18 protein-coding genes are annotated in these 19,426 nt (G+C 49.6%); 6 read left to right on the top strand and 12 right to left on the bottom strand.

What is annotated here, in order from left to right; all coding sequences use genetic code 11:
* Positions 1–20: 20 nt before the first annotated feature.
* Positions 21–224, bottom strand: coding sequence for a hypothetical protein (locus tag Pan241w_RS12720; protein WP_145216049.1), 204 nt, complete (start codon positions 222–224; stop codon positions 21–23).
* 286 nt (positions 225–510) lie between these two features.
* On the opposite strand from Pan241w_RS12720, the gene Pan241w_RS12725 reads away from it, so the two are divergent.
* From Pan241w_RS12725 to Pan241w_RS29395, 3 genes are all read left to right on the top strand, one after another.
* On the top strand, positions 511–1,260 hold the full coding sequence (locus Pan241w_RS12725) for a 3-keto-disaccharide hydrolase (protein ID WP_145216052.1): 750 nt from the start codon (positions 511–513) through the stop codon (positions 1,258–1,260).
* Between the two features lie 131 nt (positions 1,261–1,391).
* Positions 1,392–1,991, top strand: a complete 600-nt coding sequence (locus Pan241w_RS29390) for an outer membrane protein assembly factor BamB family protein (RefSeq protein ID WP_198000497.1) — start codon at positions 1,392–1,394, stop codon at positions 1,989–1,991.
* The gene (locus Pan241w_RS29395) at positions 1,966–2,712 is read left to right on the top strand and encodes an outer membrane protein assembly factor BamB family protein (protein WP_198000498.1); all 747 of its coding nucleotides are present in this window, start codon (positions 1,966–1,968) and stop codon (positions 2,710–2,712) included. Before Pan241w_RS29390 ends, Pan241w_RS29395 begins: the two co-directional genes overlap by 26 nt.
* 4 nt (positions 2,713–2,716) lie before the next feature.
* Here Pan241w_RS29395 and Pan241w_RS12735 read toward each other — a convergent pair whose 3' ends face one another.
* The 3 genes from Pan241w_RS12735 to Pan241w_RS12745 form a co-directional block, all read right to left on the bottom strand.
* The gene (locus Pan241w_RS12735; RefSeq protein ID WP_145216054.1) at positions 2,717–3,505 is read right to left on the bottom strand and encodes a hypothetical protein; all 789 of its coding nucleotides are present in this window, start codon (positions 3,503–3,505) and stop codon (positions 2,717–2,719) included.
* A 94-nt stretch (positions 3,506–3,599) separates the two neighbouring features.
* Complete coding sequence (gene rimK / locus Pan241w_RS12740; RefSeq protein WP_145216057.1) at positions 3,600–5,003, bottom strand: 30S ribosomal protein S6--L-glutamate ligase; 1,404 nt, start codon at positions 5,001–5,003, stop codon at positions 3,600–3,602.
* A gap of 104 nt (positions 5,004–5,107) precedes the next feature.
* Positions 5,108–5,557 (bottom strand): GNAT family N-acetyltransferase, encoded by a 450-nt coding sequence (locus Pan241w_RS12745; protein WP_145216060.1) that lies wholly within the window; start codon positions 5,555–5,557, stop codon positions 5,108–5,110.
* Positions 5,558–5,871: 314 nt separating this feature from the next.
* On the opposite strand from Pan241w_RS12745, the gene Pan241w_RS12750 reads away from it, so the two are divergent.
* The 3 genes from Pan241w_RS12750 (at position 5,872) to Pan241w_RS12760 (ending at position 8,840) form a co-directional block, all read left to right on the top strand.
* Positions 5,872–6,840 (top strand): DUF1559 domain-containing protein, encoded by a 969-nt coding sequence (locus Pan241w_RS12750; protein WP_145216063.1) that lies wholly within the window; start codon positions 5,872–5,874, stop codon positions 6,838–6,840.
* 72 nt (positions 6,841–6,912) lie between these two features.
* A complete protein-coding gene (locus Pan241w_RS12755; protein ID WP_145216066.1) occupies positions 6,913–7,326 on the top strand; it encodes a hypothetical protein in 414 nt (137 codons plus the stop codon).
* 62 nt (positions 7,327–7,388) lie between these two features.
* Positions 7,389–8,840 (top strand): hypothetical protein, encoded by a 1,452-nt coding sequence (locus tag Pan241w_RS12760; protein WP_145216069.1) that lies wholly within the window; start codon positions 7,389–7,391, stop codon positions 8,838–8,840.
* Between the two features lie 553 nt (positions 8,841–9,393).
* On the opposite strand, the gene Pan241w_RS12765 is transcribed toward Pan241w_RS12760, so the two are convergent.
* The 8 genes from Pan241w_RS12765 to Pan241w_RS12800 all read right to left on the bottom strand — a co-directional run bounded on the left by Pan241w_RS12765 (position 9,394) and on the right by Pan241w_RS12800 (position 18,968).
* Positions 9,394–10,761 carry an outer membrane protein assembly factor BamB family protein gene (locus tag Pan241w_RS12765; RefSeq protein ID WP_145216072.1) on the bottom strand — a complete coding sequence of 456 codons (1,368 nt, stop codon included), beginning with the start codon at positions 10,759–10,761 and terminating at the stop codon, positions 9,394–9,396.
* Positions 10,748–11,179, bottom strand: coding sequence for an RrF2 family transcriptional regulator (locus Pan241w_RS12770; RefSeq protein ID WP_145216074.1), 432 nt, complete (start codon positions 11,177–11,179; stop codon positions 10,748–10,750). Before Pan241w_RS12770 ends, Pan241w_RS12765 begins: the two co-directional genes overlap by 14 nt.
* Positions 11,180–11,350: 171 nt before the next feature.
* Entirely contained in the window at positions 11,351–13,000 is a 1,650-nt protein-coding gene (locus Pan241w_RS12775) for a DUF4198 domain-containing protein (protein ID WP_145216077.1), read from the bottom strand.
* A 39-nt stretch (positions 13,001–13,039) separates the two neighbouring features.
* Positions 13,040–13,822 carry a DUF3386 family protein gene (locus tag Pan241w_RS12780; protein ID WP_145216080.1) on the bottom strand — a complete coding sequence of 261 codons (783 nt, stop codon included), beginning with the start codon at positions 13,820–13,822 and terminating at the stop codon, positions 13,040–13,042.
* Between the two features lie 40 nt (positions 13,823–13,862).
* On the bottom strand, positions 13,863–14,357 hold the full coding sequence (locus tag Pan241w_RS12785; protein ID WP_145216083.1) for a hypothetical protein: 495 nt from the start codon (positions 14,355–14,357) through the stop codon (positions 13,863–13,865).
* Positions 14,358–14,443: 86 nt separating this feature from the next.
* Positions 14,444–15,316, bottom strand: coding sequence for a DUF1559 domain-containing protein (locus Pan241w_RS12790; RefSeq protein WP_145216086.1), 873 nt, complete (start codon positions 15,314–15,316; stop codon positions 14,444–14,446).
* Between the two features lie 371 nt (positions 15,317–15,687).
* Complete coding sequence (recQ, locus tag Pan241w_RS12795) at positions 15,688–17,514, bottom strand: DNA helicase RecQ (RefSeq protein ID WP_232107440.1); 1,827 nt, start codon at positions 17,512–17,514, stop codon at positions 15,688–15,690.
* 113 nt (positions 17,515–17,627) lie between these two features.
* The gene (locus tag Pan241w_RS12800; protein WP_145216091.1) at positions 17,628–18,968 is read right to left on the bottom strand and encodes a DUF1501 domain-containing protein; all 1,341 of its coding nucleotides are present in this window, start codon (positions 18,966–18,968) and stop codon (positions 17,628–17,630) included.
* Between the last annotated feature and the right edge of the window lie 458 nt (positions 18,969–19,426).

Raw genomic sequence — 19,426 nt, forward strand, 5'->3', positions numbered from 1 at the left:
CTGGGAAAATGAATTTGTAGTTAGAGTCCGTCCTGCGCGAAGAGCGGAGCAAAATTTCGACAAAGCATGGTTCGTAACAGCGCGTACGAACCGGCGAAAAAGAATCGGATGGCACGATCCTGAGAGAGACCGGTCGCTGAGCGACCACCGTGATCGATGAGCGACCACTGTCGCGTAACGCATTTCTGCGCGTTGTTGTTTACTGGCGTGTAAAACTGGCTCATCCTGAACTGATCGTACCTGATTCATTGTGAGAATATAAGGCAGCAAACGATGTACCGAATAGAAAAAAAGGATTTACAGGCTAAATTCCACTGTATAAATGACTTGAGGCATCAAGTGACAACAGAACTTCCGTAACAGGACGGTTCCCTTTTCTTGAATTCTGCATGACTTTCGCGCGGGCACATTGTATTTCCTCGAATGTGAAATTAGAGTAATTAGTTAGGAAGGTTACTGAATCTTCCCCAGAGTATTAATTCACACCTTTGACAGTAAGAGGAATGATTTATGGATACAAAGATCAGTTTCCAAAAGCGTCTTTGTTCGTTTCTGGTTCTCGCACTTGTGGGGACTTCCGTGTTATCCGCGGGCGAAAAAAAAGCGGACTCCAAACTGAATCAGCCGCCTGAAGGTTTTATTGCCCTGTTTAACGGGAAGGATCTGTCGGGCTGGATCGGGATGAATTACCATAAAGTCAAAGGCAGAAGTCCTCTGGCTGTCAAGAAAATGTCGGAAGCCGAACGCAAGGAACTGCTGAAAAAGAACTGGGAAGATGTTTTAGAGCACTGGTCAGTTGAAGATGGTGAGCTCGTCAACGACGGGAAAGGCGTTTATCTGACGACGGCGGAAGACTTTGGTGATTTTGAATTACTGCTCGATTATAAAACCGTCGCCAAAGCTGACAGCGGTATCTATCTGCGTGGCGTGCCTCAGGTACAGATCTGGGACACCACGAAAGAAGGCGGCAAATGGGATCGCAAAGCGAATCTTGGTTCCGGTGGGTTGTTTAATAATAAGGGGGAAGGCAAATATCCACTCGTGCATGCCGATAAACCGTTTGGGGAATGGAATCATTTCCGCATCATTATGAAAGGTGATAAGGTCACCGTTTATATGAACGACAAGCTGGTTGTCGACAACAAAAAGATGGATAACTATTATGAAAAAGATCAGCCCATCTACGAGACCGGCCCGATTCAGTTACAGACTCACGGCGGCGAAATTCGCTTTAAGAATGTCTTTCTGAAAAAGTTATAATCGATTAAGAATCGTGTTTTGAACTTGGCACTGATTCTGTCAATCCCATAGAATCAGTGCCAGTTTTGTGAATCAAAAATGTCCCGCCATCGACTTTTCAAAATAGAAACTTCAAGGAGGAGTGATTCGAGATGGTTACATTTTTCAGCCGTTTGTTCCTGGTCGGTGTTCTATTGGTTGCCGGTTGTACGAAGACGACTCCGGTAGAAGAAATCTCCGTCCAGTCGAGTGGCGTCTCATTAAGTGATTCCGATATTCCGGATCTTTCCACAGTCTGGCCTGGTTGGCGCGGACCGCAGCGAAACGGCCACGCTCCTGATCAAGCACTGCCAACAGAGTGGGATGAGACGAAAAATGTAAAGTGGAGGACGTTTCTTCCCGGGCGCGGGCATGGCTCGCCTGTGATTGTGAATGATCTGGTATTGCTGGCGACTGCCGATGACCAGAATCAGGAGCAGATGATCATGGCCTTTAATCGTACCGATGGAACGGTTCGTTGGGAAAAAGTCTTGCATAAAGGGGGCTTTCCTTCACCGGGAGAACTACACAAAAAAGGGACGAATGCAAACGGGACGTTGTTGTGTGATGGAGAACGCATTTATGCGGTCTTTCTAAATTCAGGAAAGATCATCGCAACGGCGTTTGATTTAGACGGCAAGCAACTCTGGCAGAAAGAGCTGGGCGCCTTCAACTCAAAATTCGGTTATGCCCCTTCCCCCCCTGCTCTATAAATCCTTTGTGATTATCGCCGCCGATAACCGGGGCGGCGGTTATATTGCCGCACTGGATCGGAAATCGGGCAAGATTGCCTGGCGGGTTTCGCGGCCTGCGGTCAGTACGTATTCCAGTCCGGTGGTGGCGCATGTCGGGGGCCGCGATCAATTGCTGATCAGCGGCTGTGATCAGGTTGCCAGTTTTGATCCTGCGACAGGGAAAGAAAACTGGAGCACTCCCTGTCTGGCCGAAGCGACGTGCGGCACGATTGTCACAACGGATGACAAAATTTTCGCCAGTGGTGGTTATCCCAAACGTGAAACGGTGGGTTTATCTGCCGAGGGGAAACTGCTCTGGTCTGATAAAACCAAAATCTATGAACCATCCATGCTGGTTGAGGGAGAACAGCTCTACGGGATCACGGACGACGGGATCGTCTTCTGCTGGTCAACCGAGACGGGCGACGTGCTCTGGAAACATCGCCTGCGTGGTTCATTCAGCGCTTCGCCAATTTTGTGTAACGGGCTGATCTATGTGCCGAATCTGTCAGGAGAAACGTTTGTGTTTAAGGCGCAGAAAGACGGTTTTGAGGAAGTCGCCGTGAACCAGCTGGGAAGTGACTGCTATGCGAGTCCCGCTGTCGCCGATGGGGAACTGTTTTTGAGAGTCGGCACACAGTCGGGTGGAAAACGCCAGGAAGAGCTGGTGTGTATCGGTGCGGATCAACCTGCTGAGTGAGCGGTCAGGGCTTTTTAGCCGTGACTGGCGTTTCTGAAAGAGCCTGGCGCAACCAGTTTGGTTCGAGGAAGTCCCGGCGAATTTCTTCCTGATCCTGCATGAGAAATCCGTCGCTGAAGGTGTCAGTCCAGTAAACGTAGAATAACGTACGCAATTTCGGATCTGAGATTTTGAAACGGCCTTTTTTCTCTTCCTCTTTCAACCAGCGATGATTGGCATCAAGGGGCTCAAAACCAAACATGTGTGATCGGACTCGGCCACCGCCATAGCGCTGGTAAATCTCCACCTCCATTTTCCAGTATATCAGCAGATCGTATACAAACGAGGCGAGATCCAATTGCTGCTGATCCTCGAGAGTTTTGCGTACTTTCTCAAGTTTCTGGCGTTGTTGATCGGAGAGATCAGGTGTTTTCAGGCTGCGTTCCAACTGACGCAATTTCGCTTGCCTCAAAGAAATCTGGGTGACACTAAATTTCTTCAAGTCGGGGTCGTCTTCTGTATACGCATCAAATTCCTGCTGGGTTGGTGCAAGCCGGATTCGGTGTTTTTCAAAATAAGCTTCCTCTAGTACTGCAGAGAAATGAGACTGAAGTGAGTGCGTGAGTTTATCTGTGGATTCAGTATTAAGCTGATCGCGATAGACAGGCTTGCCGAGGGCGGTGCCGATTTGTTCCCGCTGAGGTTTCTTTGCTTCCAAGGCTTCCTGTGCCGGGAGAAGTGTTGCTTGCGTTACGAGCAATAATAGAACTAACAGCTGCGGTCCGGTGATCCGTCTGGACAATCCATCTTGCATGTGTCCTCCTCCCTGGAAGTCGAACGATTCTGCAACGTTAAACTGACAGAGTGCAATTTTAACGGAATTTCCAGAGAACTCCTAGAACATTTAATTATTTCGTTCGTTTGCTGCTCAGTTCGCGTTTCCATTTGAGCTTCTTCTCGATCGCGGCGATCATCATGCCGGCGATGTCTTTGCCGGTGGCGGCTTCGATACCTTCCAGACCGGGGGACGAGTTGACTTCCAGCAGAAGCGGTCCGTTTTTGGAGCGAATGATATCGACGCCGGCGATCATTAATCCGAGGGCCTTGGTGGCTTTGACGGCGAGTTTCCGTTCCGTGGGAGTGATTTTGACGATGGAAGCCGTGCCCCCCTGATGAATGTTGGCCCGGAATTCACCTGGGGCCGCTTCGCGTTGGATCGAGGCGACGACTTTGCCGTCAATCACGAAGCAGCGCAGGTCTTTGCCGTCTGCTTCTTTGACAAATTCCTGAACCAGCAGATTCGCGCGGAGTGCTTTAAAGGCGTTGATCACACTCTCGGCTGCTTTTCTGGTTTCAGCCAAGACAACGCCGCGCCCCTGTGAGCCTTCCAGCAGCTTGACGATCAGGGGCGCCCCGCCAACCATTTCGATCAGGTCGTTCGTGTCCATCGGAGAGTTTGCAAAACCGGTGGTGGGGATGTTAATGTCGCTTTTCAGCATCAATTGCAGTGAATAGAGTTTGTCGCGGGATTGTGTGATGGCCGTTGATGTGTTTGCAGTCAGTACATTCATACTTTCAAACTGACGTGCCAGAGCACAGCCGTAATAAGTGATACTGGGACGAATCCGCGTAATGACTGCATCCAGATCGTCGAGCGTCTTGCCTCCACGGTAGTGTGCTTCCGGTTCGACGGCATCGAGTTTCATATAACATTGTTTAATGTCGAGAAACTCCATCTCATGTCCGCGCTCTTCACCAGCTTCCAGAATACGCTGGTTGCTATAGAGTTCCTGGTTACTGGCGAGCAGTGCAATTTTGAGTCCGCTGCGGATTTGTTCCCGTTTGCCATAATGTTTGTCGAGTGTGTCACTGGAGACCTGACCCATGCAGAAGCTGATCGAAGGATCGACCAGCATGCGTCCGCTCATAGCTTCACGGCCCAAGAGCATGCGAAAACCCATGGAATCCCGGTTGGCCAGCGTGAGTTCAATTTCCCAGGCGACCGTGCCTATCTTGAGCGTGGCCAGCACGACAAAACGTGTTTCCGAGATCCCGCTGGAGCTTTTGACAACGCGTTTGTCGACAATCGGACGCTCACATCGCACAACGACCCGCCGGTTATTCTGCAGCGGATGGACTTCAAAACTGACCCAGGTTTCCCCCTGTCTACGAAATTTCTGGACATTAAAGGCATGGATCGAGGACGTTTTGGCACCGGAGTCCACACGTGCTTTCATGGCAGGAATTCCCAGATCGGGAAAAGCACACCATTCTTCACTGCCAACAATCAGTTTGGGGTCAGTCTCTTTCATTGTCTTTGGTTATCTTTCCTGGTACCTGATTGGGGCGTAGTACGTTTGGAGTCTCTCTCTGTGGTGAGGTGTTGCGCGATTGCTTTTTCAGACTACTCTCAGAGCTACAGTGTAAAGTGGTAGGCATAAAACTGCTCATCTCGCTTCCAGCCAGACGACTGATACAAGGCTTGAGCCGTCTCGTTGGTAATTTCTGTTGCGAGTGAGAGCCGAACTGCCTGCAAGGATTTCGCATAATCAATGGCAGCGGTCAGCAGTTGAGTGCCAATGCCTTTGCGACGACCTGAGGGACTCACGAACAGATCATTCAAAATAAATGTTCTGGCAAGAGAGACCGAGGAGAAGCTGGGATAGAGTTGCATGAACCCAACAGGAGTCTCCGACTCAAAGGCGAGAAAGAGGGTTGATTCCCCATGTTGAAATCGTGCTGAGAGAAATTCTCGCGCGGCAGCAAGATCGCTGGTGCGTCCGTAGAACTGACGGTAGCTGTCAAACAGAGGCACGAGAAGATCCATATCGGCGAGAACGGCTTGTCTGACAGTGATTTGGTTCATGGTTCACACAAAAGTCATTGAGGGAATGGTTATGAATAAGAATGCGTAAAATAGTGTCTGATTTGATGCTTGTCCACGACCTGAGTCAAAGTATTTCGTGGATTCATTTTATCGATGACAGCCAGCAGCCTTTACAGGTTCATGAAAAATTAATGATCAAAATAATTATGTAAATGCAAACAAATTGTATTTACATAATTAATGCATGTGGTAAGATCGAATCGTCAACACGAAATGAGTTGCGGTATTGGTTTGTGTCGATTTGCCACGACGATTGCATTCTTTATTGATTATTGATCCGAGTAAGGGAGCGAATGATGAAGAGACGACGCGGTTTTACGTTAATTGAATTACTAGTGGTGATTGCCATCATTGCGATTTTAATCGCTCTGTTATTACCGGCGGTTCAGATGGCGCGCGAAGCGGCACGTCGTGTGCAGTGTAAGAATCATCTCAAGCAGTTGGGGCTGGCATTACACAATTATCACGAAACGCATTCCCGGCTCCCGCTGATGGCTTCTGACTCCTTATATGGTTATTCGCCTTCCGCGCAGCTGCTTCCCTACCTCGATCAGGCTAATTTGCAGAATTTGATTGATTTTCGGGAGCCGTTACTGACAGGGCCCGCCTGGGCGGCAACGATCAATCCGTCATTGGAAGTTGTGGCCCGACAGGTGCTGCCGGTCTTTCTCTGTCCCAGTGATGCGGGAGACGTGTATTACACGGATGACAATGGAACGGTCTGGGCTGGTTCGAATTATATGGTTAACGGCGGTTCCGGACTCAGTACGAATTATTGTTCCTCTGAAAATGATGGCCTGTTCTGGCGGGGTTCCTCGACTCAGTTTCGTGATATTACCGATGGTACAACGAATACGATTTTCATGGCAGAAACTCTGTTTGGAGACCGGGGGCCGGACACGACGTTGTTAGTGAATCCGGACCGGCAGATGAAACGGGTGAGTGGCGGCGGTCCCTGCTCTGCCTCTTCGGATGATCTGGCAGCTCGATCGGCAACCAGATACGAAGGTCGCCGCGCAGGCTCCTGGATTCGAACGTTGGGCTATAGCACTCTGGTGCATGGCTACTATCCTCCCAATTCAACAGAACCGGATGTTGCCCATCATGGTGAAGTGATTTCCGGAGCACGAAGTTTGCACCCCGGCGGCGTCAATGCATTGTTGTGTGATGGCAGTGTGAGGTTTGTTGGTGAAAATATCGATTTACTGACGCTGCGTCATCTTTTTAGCAGAGCCGATGGCGAAGTCATTGGTGAATTTTGATTTCAGTTCGGATTTGAAAACGGAATTTCCTGATTGTTTGAGAGTATTCACACAAAAATAGAGGAAAGCAGCATGTCGGCTTGTGAGATCAAAGCCTGGATACGACGGGGACTTTCTTTTTCGTTCTTCTACTGTCTGGCAAGTGTTTGCGGTTGTGCTTCTGAAAGTGGGGAACAACGAAAGCCGCCTGAAGTGGAGTACCCGGAGACGTTTACTGCCGCCGGTGTCAACTGGACCCGGGAGCAGAACCTGGGACCTTCCGACAGTCGGTTATTGACACGTTATTTTAAAGCTAATCCGAGTCTGGCGGACAGCCCTGCGTTTCAGGGCCTCCCTGCCGTTTATCACGGCACACGAAATCGCCGCCGGTTTTACTGGATTCAGGGGAGCAGCGAGAGACGAACCTGGGTCTGTTTGCAATTCAACCAGGGGCGCTTCCAGTTTCTGGAAGGTACGGGATTACCCTGGCGAGACCATTCAACGTAAGGGCTCTACAGTTGTTGTAGAAGCCGTTCCATTCATTCATTTTTCAACTGAGGAGAAACAAAATGGGGATTTTGCGCCTACATCACACGAAACTGAGTTTATTGCTTGTTCTGGTGCTATTAGAGCTACTGCCGTTGAAAGTGCAGGCTGAGACAAAAGGACTCAAGAAATCAAAGTCTCACAGTCAGTCAAACGCATCGAAATCTACATCCAGAAAACGAACTGTTTGCCGCCTGTTTTTTCAGGATCGCGCCACGCAAACGGTGAAATGGGCCGACGTGCGTAAGGCAAAAACGCTCAGGCTGGAGACGCCGACAGTGATTGACGGATTTCCTGAACTGGATGCGAAAGCGCAGAATCTGGTGCAGATGGAGCAGAGTCTGGGGACACTACTGGTGGGAGTGCGTGATCAGGAAGGGGGACAGGATCAGAGTGGCTGGGTCTTTATGGATTCTGGAGTAAAAGAAGAATCGCACGGTAATCATTCGCACTGGTACTTTAAAAAACAGCCAAAGGTGATTGAGTCACGCCTGGATTCGGCTCAGGGGAATCCGGCTCATCTGTATTGTTATCAGGGGGTATTCTATCTGGCCAACGATCGCAATTCCGGTTATACGCGTCTGGACCCTCAATGGTATCGAGATCATTCCCAGGCAAACATCAAAACCGGCTTTCATCGAGGAGGAGGAAATCATATTACGCTGGCGGTAGCTGCAGGAAAGACCGGATACTCTACCTGGATCGATGGAGGCGGACCACAGAAAGGGATGGTCGACGTGACGCGAATTCTTCCCAACGGGAATGAGCAGATTGCCTATTCGTTTGTCTTACCGTCGGGGGCCATTCATGGGGCGATTGTCTGCGAGAGAAAGGTCTTTTTTGCGCCGGCAGACGGAATCTGCTGGTGTGAGGCAGATCTGAATCCCCTGCCCGGCTCACAGTCGAAAGTAAACGTACGACATCTGTCACTGGGAGAAGATCCTGAGACGAAAAAGGCGGGACGAACAGGAGCTTTTACGAGCCAGCGAAATTATGTCCTGTTCGTTTCAGGAACGGGTGATACGGCGCGGCTGGGTTTGTTAAATGCCAGATTAGATGAGCCTGCTCTGATCTCAGTTCCTTTAAAAATGGCAGAAGGCAATTCGCCCGCCGGTCTGGAAGTGGTCAAAACAGCATGGGGCAAGCGGCTGGCATTTGTTTTTCATAATCATCCGCAGGAACTGGAACAAAATGAGTATCTGAGTCTGATCGATCTGGATCCGAATGCAGATCTGGATTTTCAGGATGCGCGAGTTTTAAAACAGATTAAGGTGGGACCGAGCAAAGTGGAGGGACATTACGGGCATCATGCGGTCACCTTTGATCAAGCGGGCCGTTATGCTTTCTGGACAGAACCGGGGGCGGGAATGATCCAGGCATTTTCTCTGAAAAGTCTGGAACCGGTTGAATCTTTTACGGTGTCTGGCACGCCGACAAAGGTGATTGCTGTGGGACAGCAGGATCGACGTGACTGAATGCGCAGCGGTGCTGCGTTTTTATCTAACATCAATCGGAACAGATCGAGTAAAACAGGTGGTCGTGCGGCGGAGTGCTGTGCGACCACCTGTGTTTTTATGAATCAGAGTTGTTTCTGGAAAGAATCAAAATGTTCCGTGTATTTTTCTCAAAGGCGTCAGCAGGTCAAGAGGAAGCGACAAAAGAAATGGTTTGGTACCGGCGCGAGAAGCTTTCGTACGCGGGCGAAGCTGATCCAAAGTGTGTCGAAGCGTGTCGAAGTGTGTCGATACGCATAAAAAATGGGGCAGTGAATTGCATGTTCGAAGAAAATGTGTTGGATGACCAGTCAGAAATTGAGGGAATCGGTTCAGTACGCGAAGATAAGCAGTGCATAAACCGTTTCACTCGCGCGCGACGCATAACAGGGAGTATTCACAAGGGCGGGATGCTGTCAAGCTCGGAATGGTCAGTGAAAAACATATCCCATCAAACAACAATGCCTCCGAAATGAATTCGGAGGCATTGAATTTCAATCAAACTGATTTGGAGAGGAAACTCTTTTGAGAGATTTTATTTTTCAGTTGATCCGATGCAGTAGAGTTCCGTTCCAGTGCGAATCAGGAGGGACTGATCGACGGCGGCGGTGCCATACACGGTGGCCCCCAGTTGAGGATAGCCGCTTCTGCCGGCGCCGCGACTGTCAGACTTTGCTTTCGTATCCGGTTTTGCGGTTTTTTCTGTTTCCGGTTGCTCCTCCTTTTCAGCAATGAGAGGATTGGAAGCCAGTAATTTATATTCGGATCCCGGGCGGAGGACGTCGGTCGTTCCTTTTTTCGTAAAGAAGTAGATTTGGTTTCCAGCAGCGAGTGGGGAACTCCAGCAGGGACCAGTGAGGCGTTGGGCGTAGTGTTGTTTACCTGTCTGCAGGTCGAGACAGTAGACGACGCCGACCTTATTGACAAAGTAAGCACAACCTTCGTAGGCGAGCGGAGTACAGTAATAAGAAACCGCTTTGTTCGCTTTCCAGAGGACTTCAAATGTTGGTTTTCCCTCTTTGGTGACCAGTTTCAAACAGCAGTTGGAAGCACTGGCTTTGGCGGCGTTTGGATTTCTGCGATCCATTGAAGCGCCAATCAGAATCGTATCTTGATAGACGGAGGCAGAAGGGATGGTATTGCCGCTGATGCCGGAGTGTGTCCAGAGCAGCTTGCCGGTGAGACCCTGGTATCCATTCACGGTACCACGTGAACTGACGATGATTTCCGGAGTGCCGTCTCGATCGGCAATCGTAGGAGAAGTCCAGGCGACACCTGATTCGCGATCGGTTTTCCAGTTTGTTTTGCCGGTTTTTTTATCCAAAGACAACAGGTAAGAAGGACCTTCATGAGCGGTTAACACGATGATCTGATCTGCAGTTTGTGCGAGTGAATTGCCGATGCCGTGATTGCTGACAAACGCACCGTAATCTTTGACTAAAGAACGCTGCCAGAGTGGAGTCCCGGAATGCGTATAAGCGACGACATCACCACTTTCGTAAAAGGCATAGATTCCGTTTTCATCAACCACCGGCGTCGGAGCAGCGCGGGAGACCATTGAAGAGGTTTTCTTGGTCTGACTGGCTTTGAATTCTTTCGACCAGACTGGCTGTCCGTTCGTCAGGTCGTACACGTGGAGCAAGCAGGTTTCCTGTTGTGGCCCTTCGATGGATGTAACAAAAACCTGGTTTTTCCAGACGACCGGCGAGGATTGCCCGTAACCGGGGACGGTTTGTTTCCAGCGAATTCCCTGTTCGGGAGACCATTTGACAGGCAGATTCACGGCCGGTGAAATATTGGAACCATTGCCACGAAAACCGGACCAGACATCAGCGGCTTCCACAGTTGCAACGCAAACAAGGATCGTGATAGCGAAAAAGATTGTCAGTTTATTTTTGAACACAGTGCTGTTCCTTTAAATTCTGTTTTACAGGAGGCGACATGATATCTGCCAATGTTGTTTGATCGAGAGCGGTTTCCAGCATGGAAAACGTCTGGTTCAGATGTTCGTATAATTGATTGATTTCAGTTGAATTTGACGTGGCATATAAGGGCGCATTTTTTGCAGTCCCCGATCTGACCGATTTAATAATCTCCAGAAGAGAAATATTGTGCGGGGGTTGAATCAAGGCATAGCCGCCGTTTTGCCCACGCTGCGAACGAATGAGGCCGGTTCGATTTAATTCCAACATAATTTTGGGGAGATAAGCGTGCGGGACCTGAGTCACCTCGAAGACTTGATCGCGTGTCGTAAAGTGAGGATGACGAAATGCCAGGCAGGTCATCGCCCGTAATGCATATTCTTCGGTTTGAGAGATCATGATGGTTACTCTTTCAGGCACGCTATGAGCCTGGTTCAGCGTGTTTGGGGCGTTTCTGGTATTCTCACTGAGGGGAAAGAATATCGATCATCGAAAAAAGAGAGACAAGAGCTCCCGGAAATGGGGCGTATCCAGAACAGAGCTCTTGTCTCATCAAACGGAAACATGCTTTTAATTCAGATTGACCTGCTCAATGGATTTGAGGTGCCCTTTGCGAGAGGCACCACCAATGGCGAGCAGACCGCCGTTACCGTCGGGCAACAGGCGATGGAAAAATCGTGGCGTGTTGAGCGCCCCTGCTTTTTTCCAGGCATTGTTTTCTTTATCCAGCTGAAAGACGTCGCCGTCCATTCCACTGACATACAGATTTCCGCCGATACTCCAGGCTGTTGTCCCGAAGCCATTCATCGTGCTGCCGGGCAGCTCAGGGCCTTTGGTCCATTTGCCGGTTGCGGGAGTGTAGATGTCGACTTCATGACTGATATCGCCGTCGGCATCAATGCCTCCCATGGCAAAGATCTGCCCCTGATGAGCGGCAGCAGAAAGGGCACGACGCTGAAATGGTTGTTTAATGGCATTCCACTTGGGGGCTGCCTGAGATGCATCCAGAACAAGCATTTCATCCTGCCAGATCGATTCATCCCCTTTTCGCATGGTCCAGCCACCAACAACGTATAGCTGGTCTCCCAGGAATACAGAGTCGTGTGAAGAGCGACCGGTGGGCATGGGGGTGACAGCTTCCCAGGCTTTCTTTTCCGGTGCAAAACGCTCCACCGTTGGCAGTGATTCCATCAGGGAATCTTCTTTTTTCTTATTGGTAACCGAGAGACCACCCACTCGGTAGACGCTGTCACCATGGGGGGCCATGGCTAAGCCCTGCAGAGGTGTTTTGAATGGCAGAGATTCCCATGCCTTTGGCTGTTTCAGGTTCAGTCGCTGAAATTTCTGCGAAAGGTTTTCAGCACTGTGTGCGTGGGCGCGGCCGATGTGGCCACTGTAAACGTATAGATAATCTCCACTGACAGCGGCACCGAAACTGGAGATCGCATCGGGAAGCTGAGGGTATTTACTGTTTACTTCAGCGGCTGTTGTCTTACTGTTATCTGGCAGAGCGACGAATGGCAGAGTCAGTGTGGAGTAGTGTCTGATGCTGTCGTACTTGTCGCCTTCGTGTTCGCCTTTTTTCTCTTCGACATGTTTGGTTCGAATGGAATAGACGCCGTCGGTTAATTTCGTCTGGAACTGACCTTTGGCATTTGTAGTCGCGGTAACAGTTTCACTGCTGGTTTTGGGCCCAATGATTTTGAGCTCGGCGTCTGCCAGTGGTTTGCCATTCCAGTTGACCTGTAGCGTGACTTCTTCCCCTTTGAGGACAGGCACGATTTCCAGCGGCAGTTGCATGGAACAGTCAATTTTAGTCCAGACACGCTGACTCTTTTGAGGGAACGCTTTGGCATAATACTTCAGCAGAAACTGGCTCTCGCCGCGAGTGATGACGCCGTAAGTATGGTTGAGACCATAGGCTGCTCTTCCCGCCCCTTTGGGTTTGGGGGTGATGAACAGTGAATCATCGCCGGCGGTCAATTTGTAAGTTTCCAGTTGACCTTTTGAAGTCTTTTCCCAAACTTTGATGTCTGTGAGTTTCTTGAGCAGGTCCGGGTCATCGGGTTCTGCGGCTTCTCCAAAATAGAGTTGAACTTTCGCGGCGTTGTTTTTGCCTTCAGCCTGTGGAAGGAGCCAGAGGAAATGGGCAAATGCCTGATTTGTCATTGTGGCAGCTATCAGGCAGATGATGGCTGCGGTCCATTGAAATGTTTTCATATGTGTACTCTTAAATTGAATGTTGTAATTGTTTGCGTGTTATTTTGATTCTGTTTGTGAAAGTGATTCGGGAGAGAGCAAACGATGGTTGGAAAGTTTGATCGAACCAATGTTTCTCTCGAAGTTCTCGCCACACTCCACCGTCAGCATGGTTGCTGGCAGGTCATAATTTCCAACACGTGTGAATGCGAATGTGTTACTGCGATTGGATGTGATCGCTCCTGTTTTGGGATTGCGATAGGTGACTGATGTGTCACGTGGCAGAACAGAACCTTCTTTGGTACGCCAGACATCCAGGGTGGAAATCGTGAACCACATTTTATCGGAGCGACGTTGTACTTCAGTCATGACATTGTCCTGGAGACGGAAGGAGACATTTTTGTCATCGATATTCACCAGACGCCCCAGCGGATGGTTGACCTGCTGGTCAGCGAACGTCGCGGGGATTGGTTTTTGCACACGGTACTTGCGGTGGCCGATGACCGATCGCAGTTTTGGCAGGCTCCATTCGGACAGCGATTCATCTTTCAAAGTAAGTTTGATTTTGAAGTCTTTGTCAGCGGAAAGTTTTCCTTGAGTCTGTTTTCCATTAAAGCTCACAGTAACGTCAGCGGTGAAACCCGGAAAATCACGCCAGACGGCGCGGGCTTCTCGGGCTGCCTGATAGAGCTTTGTGGCAGCAGTTTTTTCCTGGTTTGTTTCGGTTTTCGTCTGATCTTTCGCGGGCGTCCATTGCATGGTCGCCGAGAGCGTGAGCAGGACGATCAGCCCGGCCAGTCCCCATTGTTTCAGTTCCCGTTGAACTGTTTGATAGCACTTCATGAGATTTCTCCATGTGTGGTCGATGAAAAGGAGTCTTGGGTTATTTGGATTCAATTTTAAAGTCGAACGTGTTTTTTCCGTCTTTGGTAATTTCAGCGGTCAACTTCGAATTTTTGTTATAAGAGGCTGGGATTTTAACATCGGAAGGATCGACAAATGGTTTTCCTGCTTTTTTGGCTTCGGCCTGTAATTGAGTCATCTCTTCCATTTCTGGAATGGTGGAATAGATCTCGACACGGGCCTTCCCCGGAACCGGACCCCCTTCTTCGGGGATCTGATAAATGCCTTGTTGTACGATGCCCGCCGATTTGACTTTTCCTTCAGGAGTGTCAGAGATAAATAAAATGCGGGCACTGGTGATGGGATCGCCATCGTAATAGACAAGGCCCGATACACTGAGACGCTCGCCACGCGGGTCATCTTTTGTTCCGCTACAGCCAACACAGCTTAGAACTAGTAAACCAAGGAAAAGACAAGATTTCGTTGAATATAAACGGGGAGAACAATATTTGATTAATGCTGTTTTTGTGATCATCTTTAACTCCTCTAGTGCCTTGCAGAAACAGTGACACTTCTGCAAGGCACTGGAGATAACAATATCTATATGAAAGGAACAACCGATTAGAATTCGCCGATGACTTCGCCACCTGATTTGGTAGCCAGTGCGTCTAGTGTTCCGGCATCAATATTTTCACTGACAAAGCGGACAGCACCATCACCTAAAAGGAAATGGGCACCACCGACATGATCACTACGCCATGTGTATCGGTTCGCACTGAGGTTGACATTGAAGTCACCACTGGTGTCTCCAAGGGCAACTCCCGGGTAACTACCACCCCAACGGTAGCTGCCCCAGCGGGGATTTCCATGGTATGAAGCGTCACCGCACGTGTAACTTGACCAGGTATAATCTTCAAGGCGGTAATTGAATTCACCACACATAATTGTATTAGAGAGACCATCAGTTACATCTCGAAAAAGTGTTGGTTTTGTAGTGCTGTAGTTATATCCAGCAAACATACCATCTGGATCACCGGAGCTACCATAGTGAAGTCCCATCGACGCACCATAACTTGTGGGGCCACCAGGTTCGTCGCATGGTAAGAACGGAACAGCGCGAGGTAGAACCATTGTAGGGCAGAGATAGATGGCTAAAGTTTGGTTAAGAGCGTCCTGATTGACAGGGTCATCATAGTCCAAATTAAAGTCGTAAAGATTCTGTAAATTGGATTGATCCAGAAATGGCAAGATTGCGACAAAGGGACTATAGATTCGGGAGTTCATTCCCATGGGGAGCGAGGTATACGCATCATGGTAATTATGCATTGCCAGGCCGATTTGTTTCAGGTTGTTTTTGCAACTGGAGCGGCGGGCGGCTTCGCGGGCTTGCTGGACGGCGGGGAGTAGTAAGGCGATCAAAATCGCGATGATGGCGATGACCACCAGAAGTTCAATCAGCGTGAAAGCGCGTCTTGGTTTGGGGCGGGATAACATGGTTTCTCCTGAGTTGTAGCGGGTTACCAGAATAAAAATATTGAATGGGCTCGAACCCAATTCAATGGCCAATTGTTCTGGCTGGCTTGCTACTAGCGGAAAACCACGATTGCTGGCTGGCTGATTGAAATTGAAACTCAATCTCAATACGAGGGATATTATACTTCCATCGACTGCCCTGCAAGATTTCTCGCAACAGATTTTGCGAAAAATAGAAAAATTCAATTCAGAGATGACGTAACATTATATTCTGTAGTGATATATGTCGTATGGGTATGCTGGCTGGGATATGTAAGAGATGAATAGGAAACATCAGGCAGCGTGAGGATGTGCACTTTCAGGGGGCATTTGAGCTGTTTGGCAGGACAGGATCAGCTGTTAAAGCTGGCGATACAGTCCAGAAACTGCTGTCCAAAATCATCGCATTTCTTCTGTCCAACCCCCCAGATTTCAAGGAACTGGGATAGTGTCTGGGGTTTGTGTCGGGCCAGTTCGCGGAGTGTGGCATCACCGAACACCATGTAAGGTTGTAAGCCCTTGTCGCCCGCGATCTGTTTTCTCAGGCTGCGTAATTCTTCGAACAACTCCTGGTCCACCCCCTTCCAGTTCAGATCAGCCAATTCATTTTTCGTGCGACGTTTCTTGTCTGCTTTGGTGTCCTGTGACGTGCGCATGAGTTGAGGTGTGACTTCGCCCCGTAATAACTGCCAGCCGGAGTCGGTGATGCGTAGCTGTTGATACTCGGCGGTTTTGGTTAAGAAGCCCTGGGCCATCAATTGATTGAGCCAGTGACGAATGGTAGACAGGCTTTCCTGTTTAAGCAGGCCGTACGTGCTTAGCTCATCGTGTCGATTTGCGAGTACTTTCTTGTCTTTCGAGCCTTTCAACACAGCGGCCGTATAAGTAGAGCCAAAGTTCTGATCCTGTCTGAAAATAGAAGACAGGATTTTCTGACCGATTTCCTGCGCCTCATCGACTTGTTCAAAATCGCCGCGACACAAATCACAGCCGGTTTCGCAATCCTGTTCCAGGTCCTGACCGAAGTGCCGCATCAGATAGCGGTGACGACAGTCAAAACTGTGGCAGTAGTTCTGCATCGCCTGCAGTGATTGAAACGAAGTCGCCTTTGATTCATCGGGTTGATCGTCCAGAATGCGTTTCCAGATCATCGCGTCCTGTTCGGAATAGAGTAAGACGCACTCGGCTTCGAGGCCGTCCCGCCCTGCTCTGCCGCTTTCCTGCTGATAATTTTCGAGTGACTTTGGTAAGCCCGCATGAATGACATACCGTACGTTGGGTTTATCGATGCCCATGCCGAACGCGATCGTGGCGACAATCACGTCAACACGGTCCTGGATAAAGGCTTCCTGATTGGAGGCACGTTCTTCATCAGGTAGCCCCGCATGATAAGGACGCGTTTCATAGCCGGCATTGTTGAGCGATTCGCTCAGTGATTCGACGTCTGCGCGCGAGATACAATAGATGATGCCGGGTTCATTTGGGTGGCGTTCCAACACTTCAGACACTTGTGCGAAACGATCTGACCGTCGTGCTACCGAGTACGTCAGATTGGGGCGATCAAATGAACCGATGAGGACATCCGGTTCTTTCAGTGCCAGTTGGACTGCGATATCGTCGCGGACCTGTTCGGTAGCGGTAGCGGTATAAGCATGAATGCCACATTGCGGATAAATGTTTTTGAGTTCCTGCAGCGCGTGATAATGCGGGCGAAAATCGTGACCCCACATACTGACACAGTGGGCCTCATCAATGACAATGTATGCCAACTTGATTTCAGTCAGCATGCTGAGCATGCCTTCCAGCATCAGACGTTCGGGAGCCACGTAGAGCAGTTTGATTTCCCCTTTGCGGACATCTCTCATGACCTGGCGCGATTCTTCTTGCTCCAGCGAGCTATTCAGGTAAGCCGCGGAAATGCCACAGACGCGAAGCGCATCGACCTGGTCTTTCATCAGGGAGATGAGCGGGCTGACGACGACCGCCATGCCGTCCATACAGAGTGCGGGGGCCTGATAACAGAGCGACTTTCCCCCGCCTGTGGGAAGGACGACGAGTGAATCTCGACCTTCGAGGACCGCGGTCATCGCTTCCTGCTGGAGCGGACGAAATTCCGCGTATCCCCAGTATTCGTGCAGTACGTCGAGTAAAGCGTCATCCATCCCTGCTTTAGCCATCATTGGTCCCAATAAGAATAGGTCTGTCGTTTGATCAATTTCTCAAGGCAGACACATATCGTAGCGGGTCAGGCAGAAAAGCTAAAGGATGGATTTTGCCGTCTTGAAGAAAGCGACTAAATCACTTCGTGCAGTGGTTCGTAGTCATCGACCAGATACTGAGGACGGCCCGCCAGATCGTGCATGGGAGCGGAATTATAATCAATTCCCAGGTGATGGTAGAGCGTGGCAAAAACTTCACCGAAATGAATCGGTCGATTGGCAATCTGAGCGCCTAGTCGGTCTGTTGCTCCGATGACCTGACCGGTTTTGAAACCACCGCCGGCAAGTAAGCCGCCGCCGACTGCAGGCCAGTGATCGCGTCCGCCATCTTTATTGATTTTGGGTGTACGACCAAATTCTCCCCAGGCAACAACGGCAACATCGTCTGCCATGCCGCGTTCGTGCAGATCTTCGATCAGTGTGGCTAAGCCTTGATCGAATTGCGGAAGATGTGTTTCTTTCAAACCGCCGAAATTGTTACTGTGGAAATCCCAGCGTCCGAAATTCAATGTGACGATGCGGGCACCAGCTTCGACCAGGCGTCGAGCCATGAGAAAGTGTTCGAGGTTACGGGGAGCACCATCTCCGTAGTTTTTGGGGTCCCCTTTCCCATAGCGTTCCCGGATGGCGGGATCTTCCTGTGAAAGATCTAAGGCATTGACCAGTTTATTGGAAGTCAGGATGTTGAAGACCTGCTGGTTCATGTCATCCATGCCCTGCATCGATCCGCTGGCGTCTGCCTCGCGTTTAAATTGATCGAAGGTTGCCAGGAGCTGTTTCCGGTTATTGAGCCGGGCTTCGTCGATGCCGTTCAGCACCATGTTTTTACTGGAAGGTCCGGAGGGCCGGAATGCGGAATGGCTGACTCCCAGAAAGCCGGGGAGACCGGGAGAACCGTAAGGAGGATGCCCCGTATTAGGAGCCAGGCCGACAAAAGGAGGTACCGCAGGATCAGCGGGACCAGAGAGTTTAGAGACAACCGACCCTATGGATGGCCAGCCACCAGCGGGCTGATTGCGGGTGGTGCGTCCTGTGTAACAGATAAAGGAATCGTGGGCACCATTGGGTGAACCATGCACCGAACGGAGTGGAATGATTTTCTCGGCGATGTTGCCTAATCGTGGCATATGTTCGCAAATTTGAAAGCCGGGGACTTTCGTATTAATCGGACGAAACTCACCCCGGATTTCTGAAGGAGCATCCATTTTGAGATCATACATGTCTTGATGCGAGGGAGCACCGCACATGTAAATCATGATGACAGCTTTATGGCGTTTGCTTTTGCCGGATGCAGATTCTGCTTGCAGCAGTTGGGGCAGGCTGAGTCCTCCCAGACCCAATCCGCCAATTTTCAGGATTTCCCGACGTGAAATGCGATCACAGAGCTTCGTTTCTGGTCCCCAGATTGACAGCATAGGTGTAACCTTCTCAAGGAATGGCAGGAGTTTAGTGTAGTTATCGGTTGGTGAGCTTTGTAGGTGTGAATTCAATGATAAAAAATCACTGATGTGATCAATTGTAGCATCTGACTCAGCGGAATTCCAAGTCCAAATTGTCAAAGTCTCTCCCCGGATCAAGAAAAAAATGGGAACAAGTTTTATTCTGGGAAAAGGAGTTGGAACGGAAAAACGGGATCGAGGATTCGTACTTTGCGAATTTTTGGGTTAGGGACAGAAAAAATGTCAACACAATGATGGGGGAACAGCTTTGTTTTCATGTAGCTATGATAGCTATGAAGTCGATACCTGTATCCTTGTGCGTTGAAGATCGAGAGTTGGAAAAATAAGCAAATTGAACTTCCCACAAAATTTTTAATTTTGAGATTAGTGATCAGAAATTCAAAAATGAATTGAAATTTCAATTGCTTCAGTGA

This window comes from Gimesia alba (assembly GCF_007744675.1).
Lineage (GTDB): Bacteria > Planctomycetota > Planctomycetia > Planctomycetales > Planctomycetaceae > Gimesia > Gimesia alba.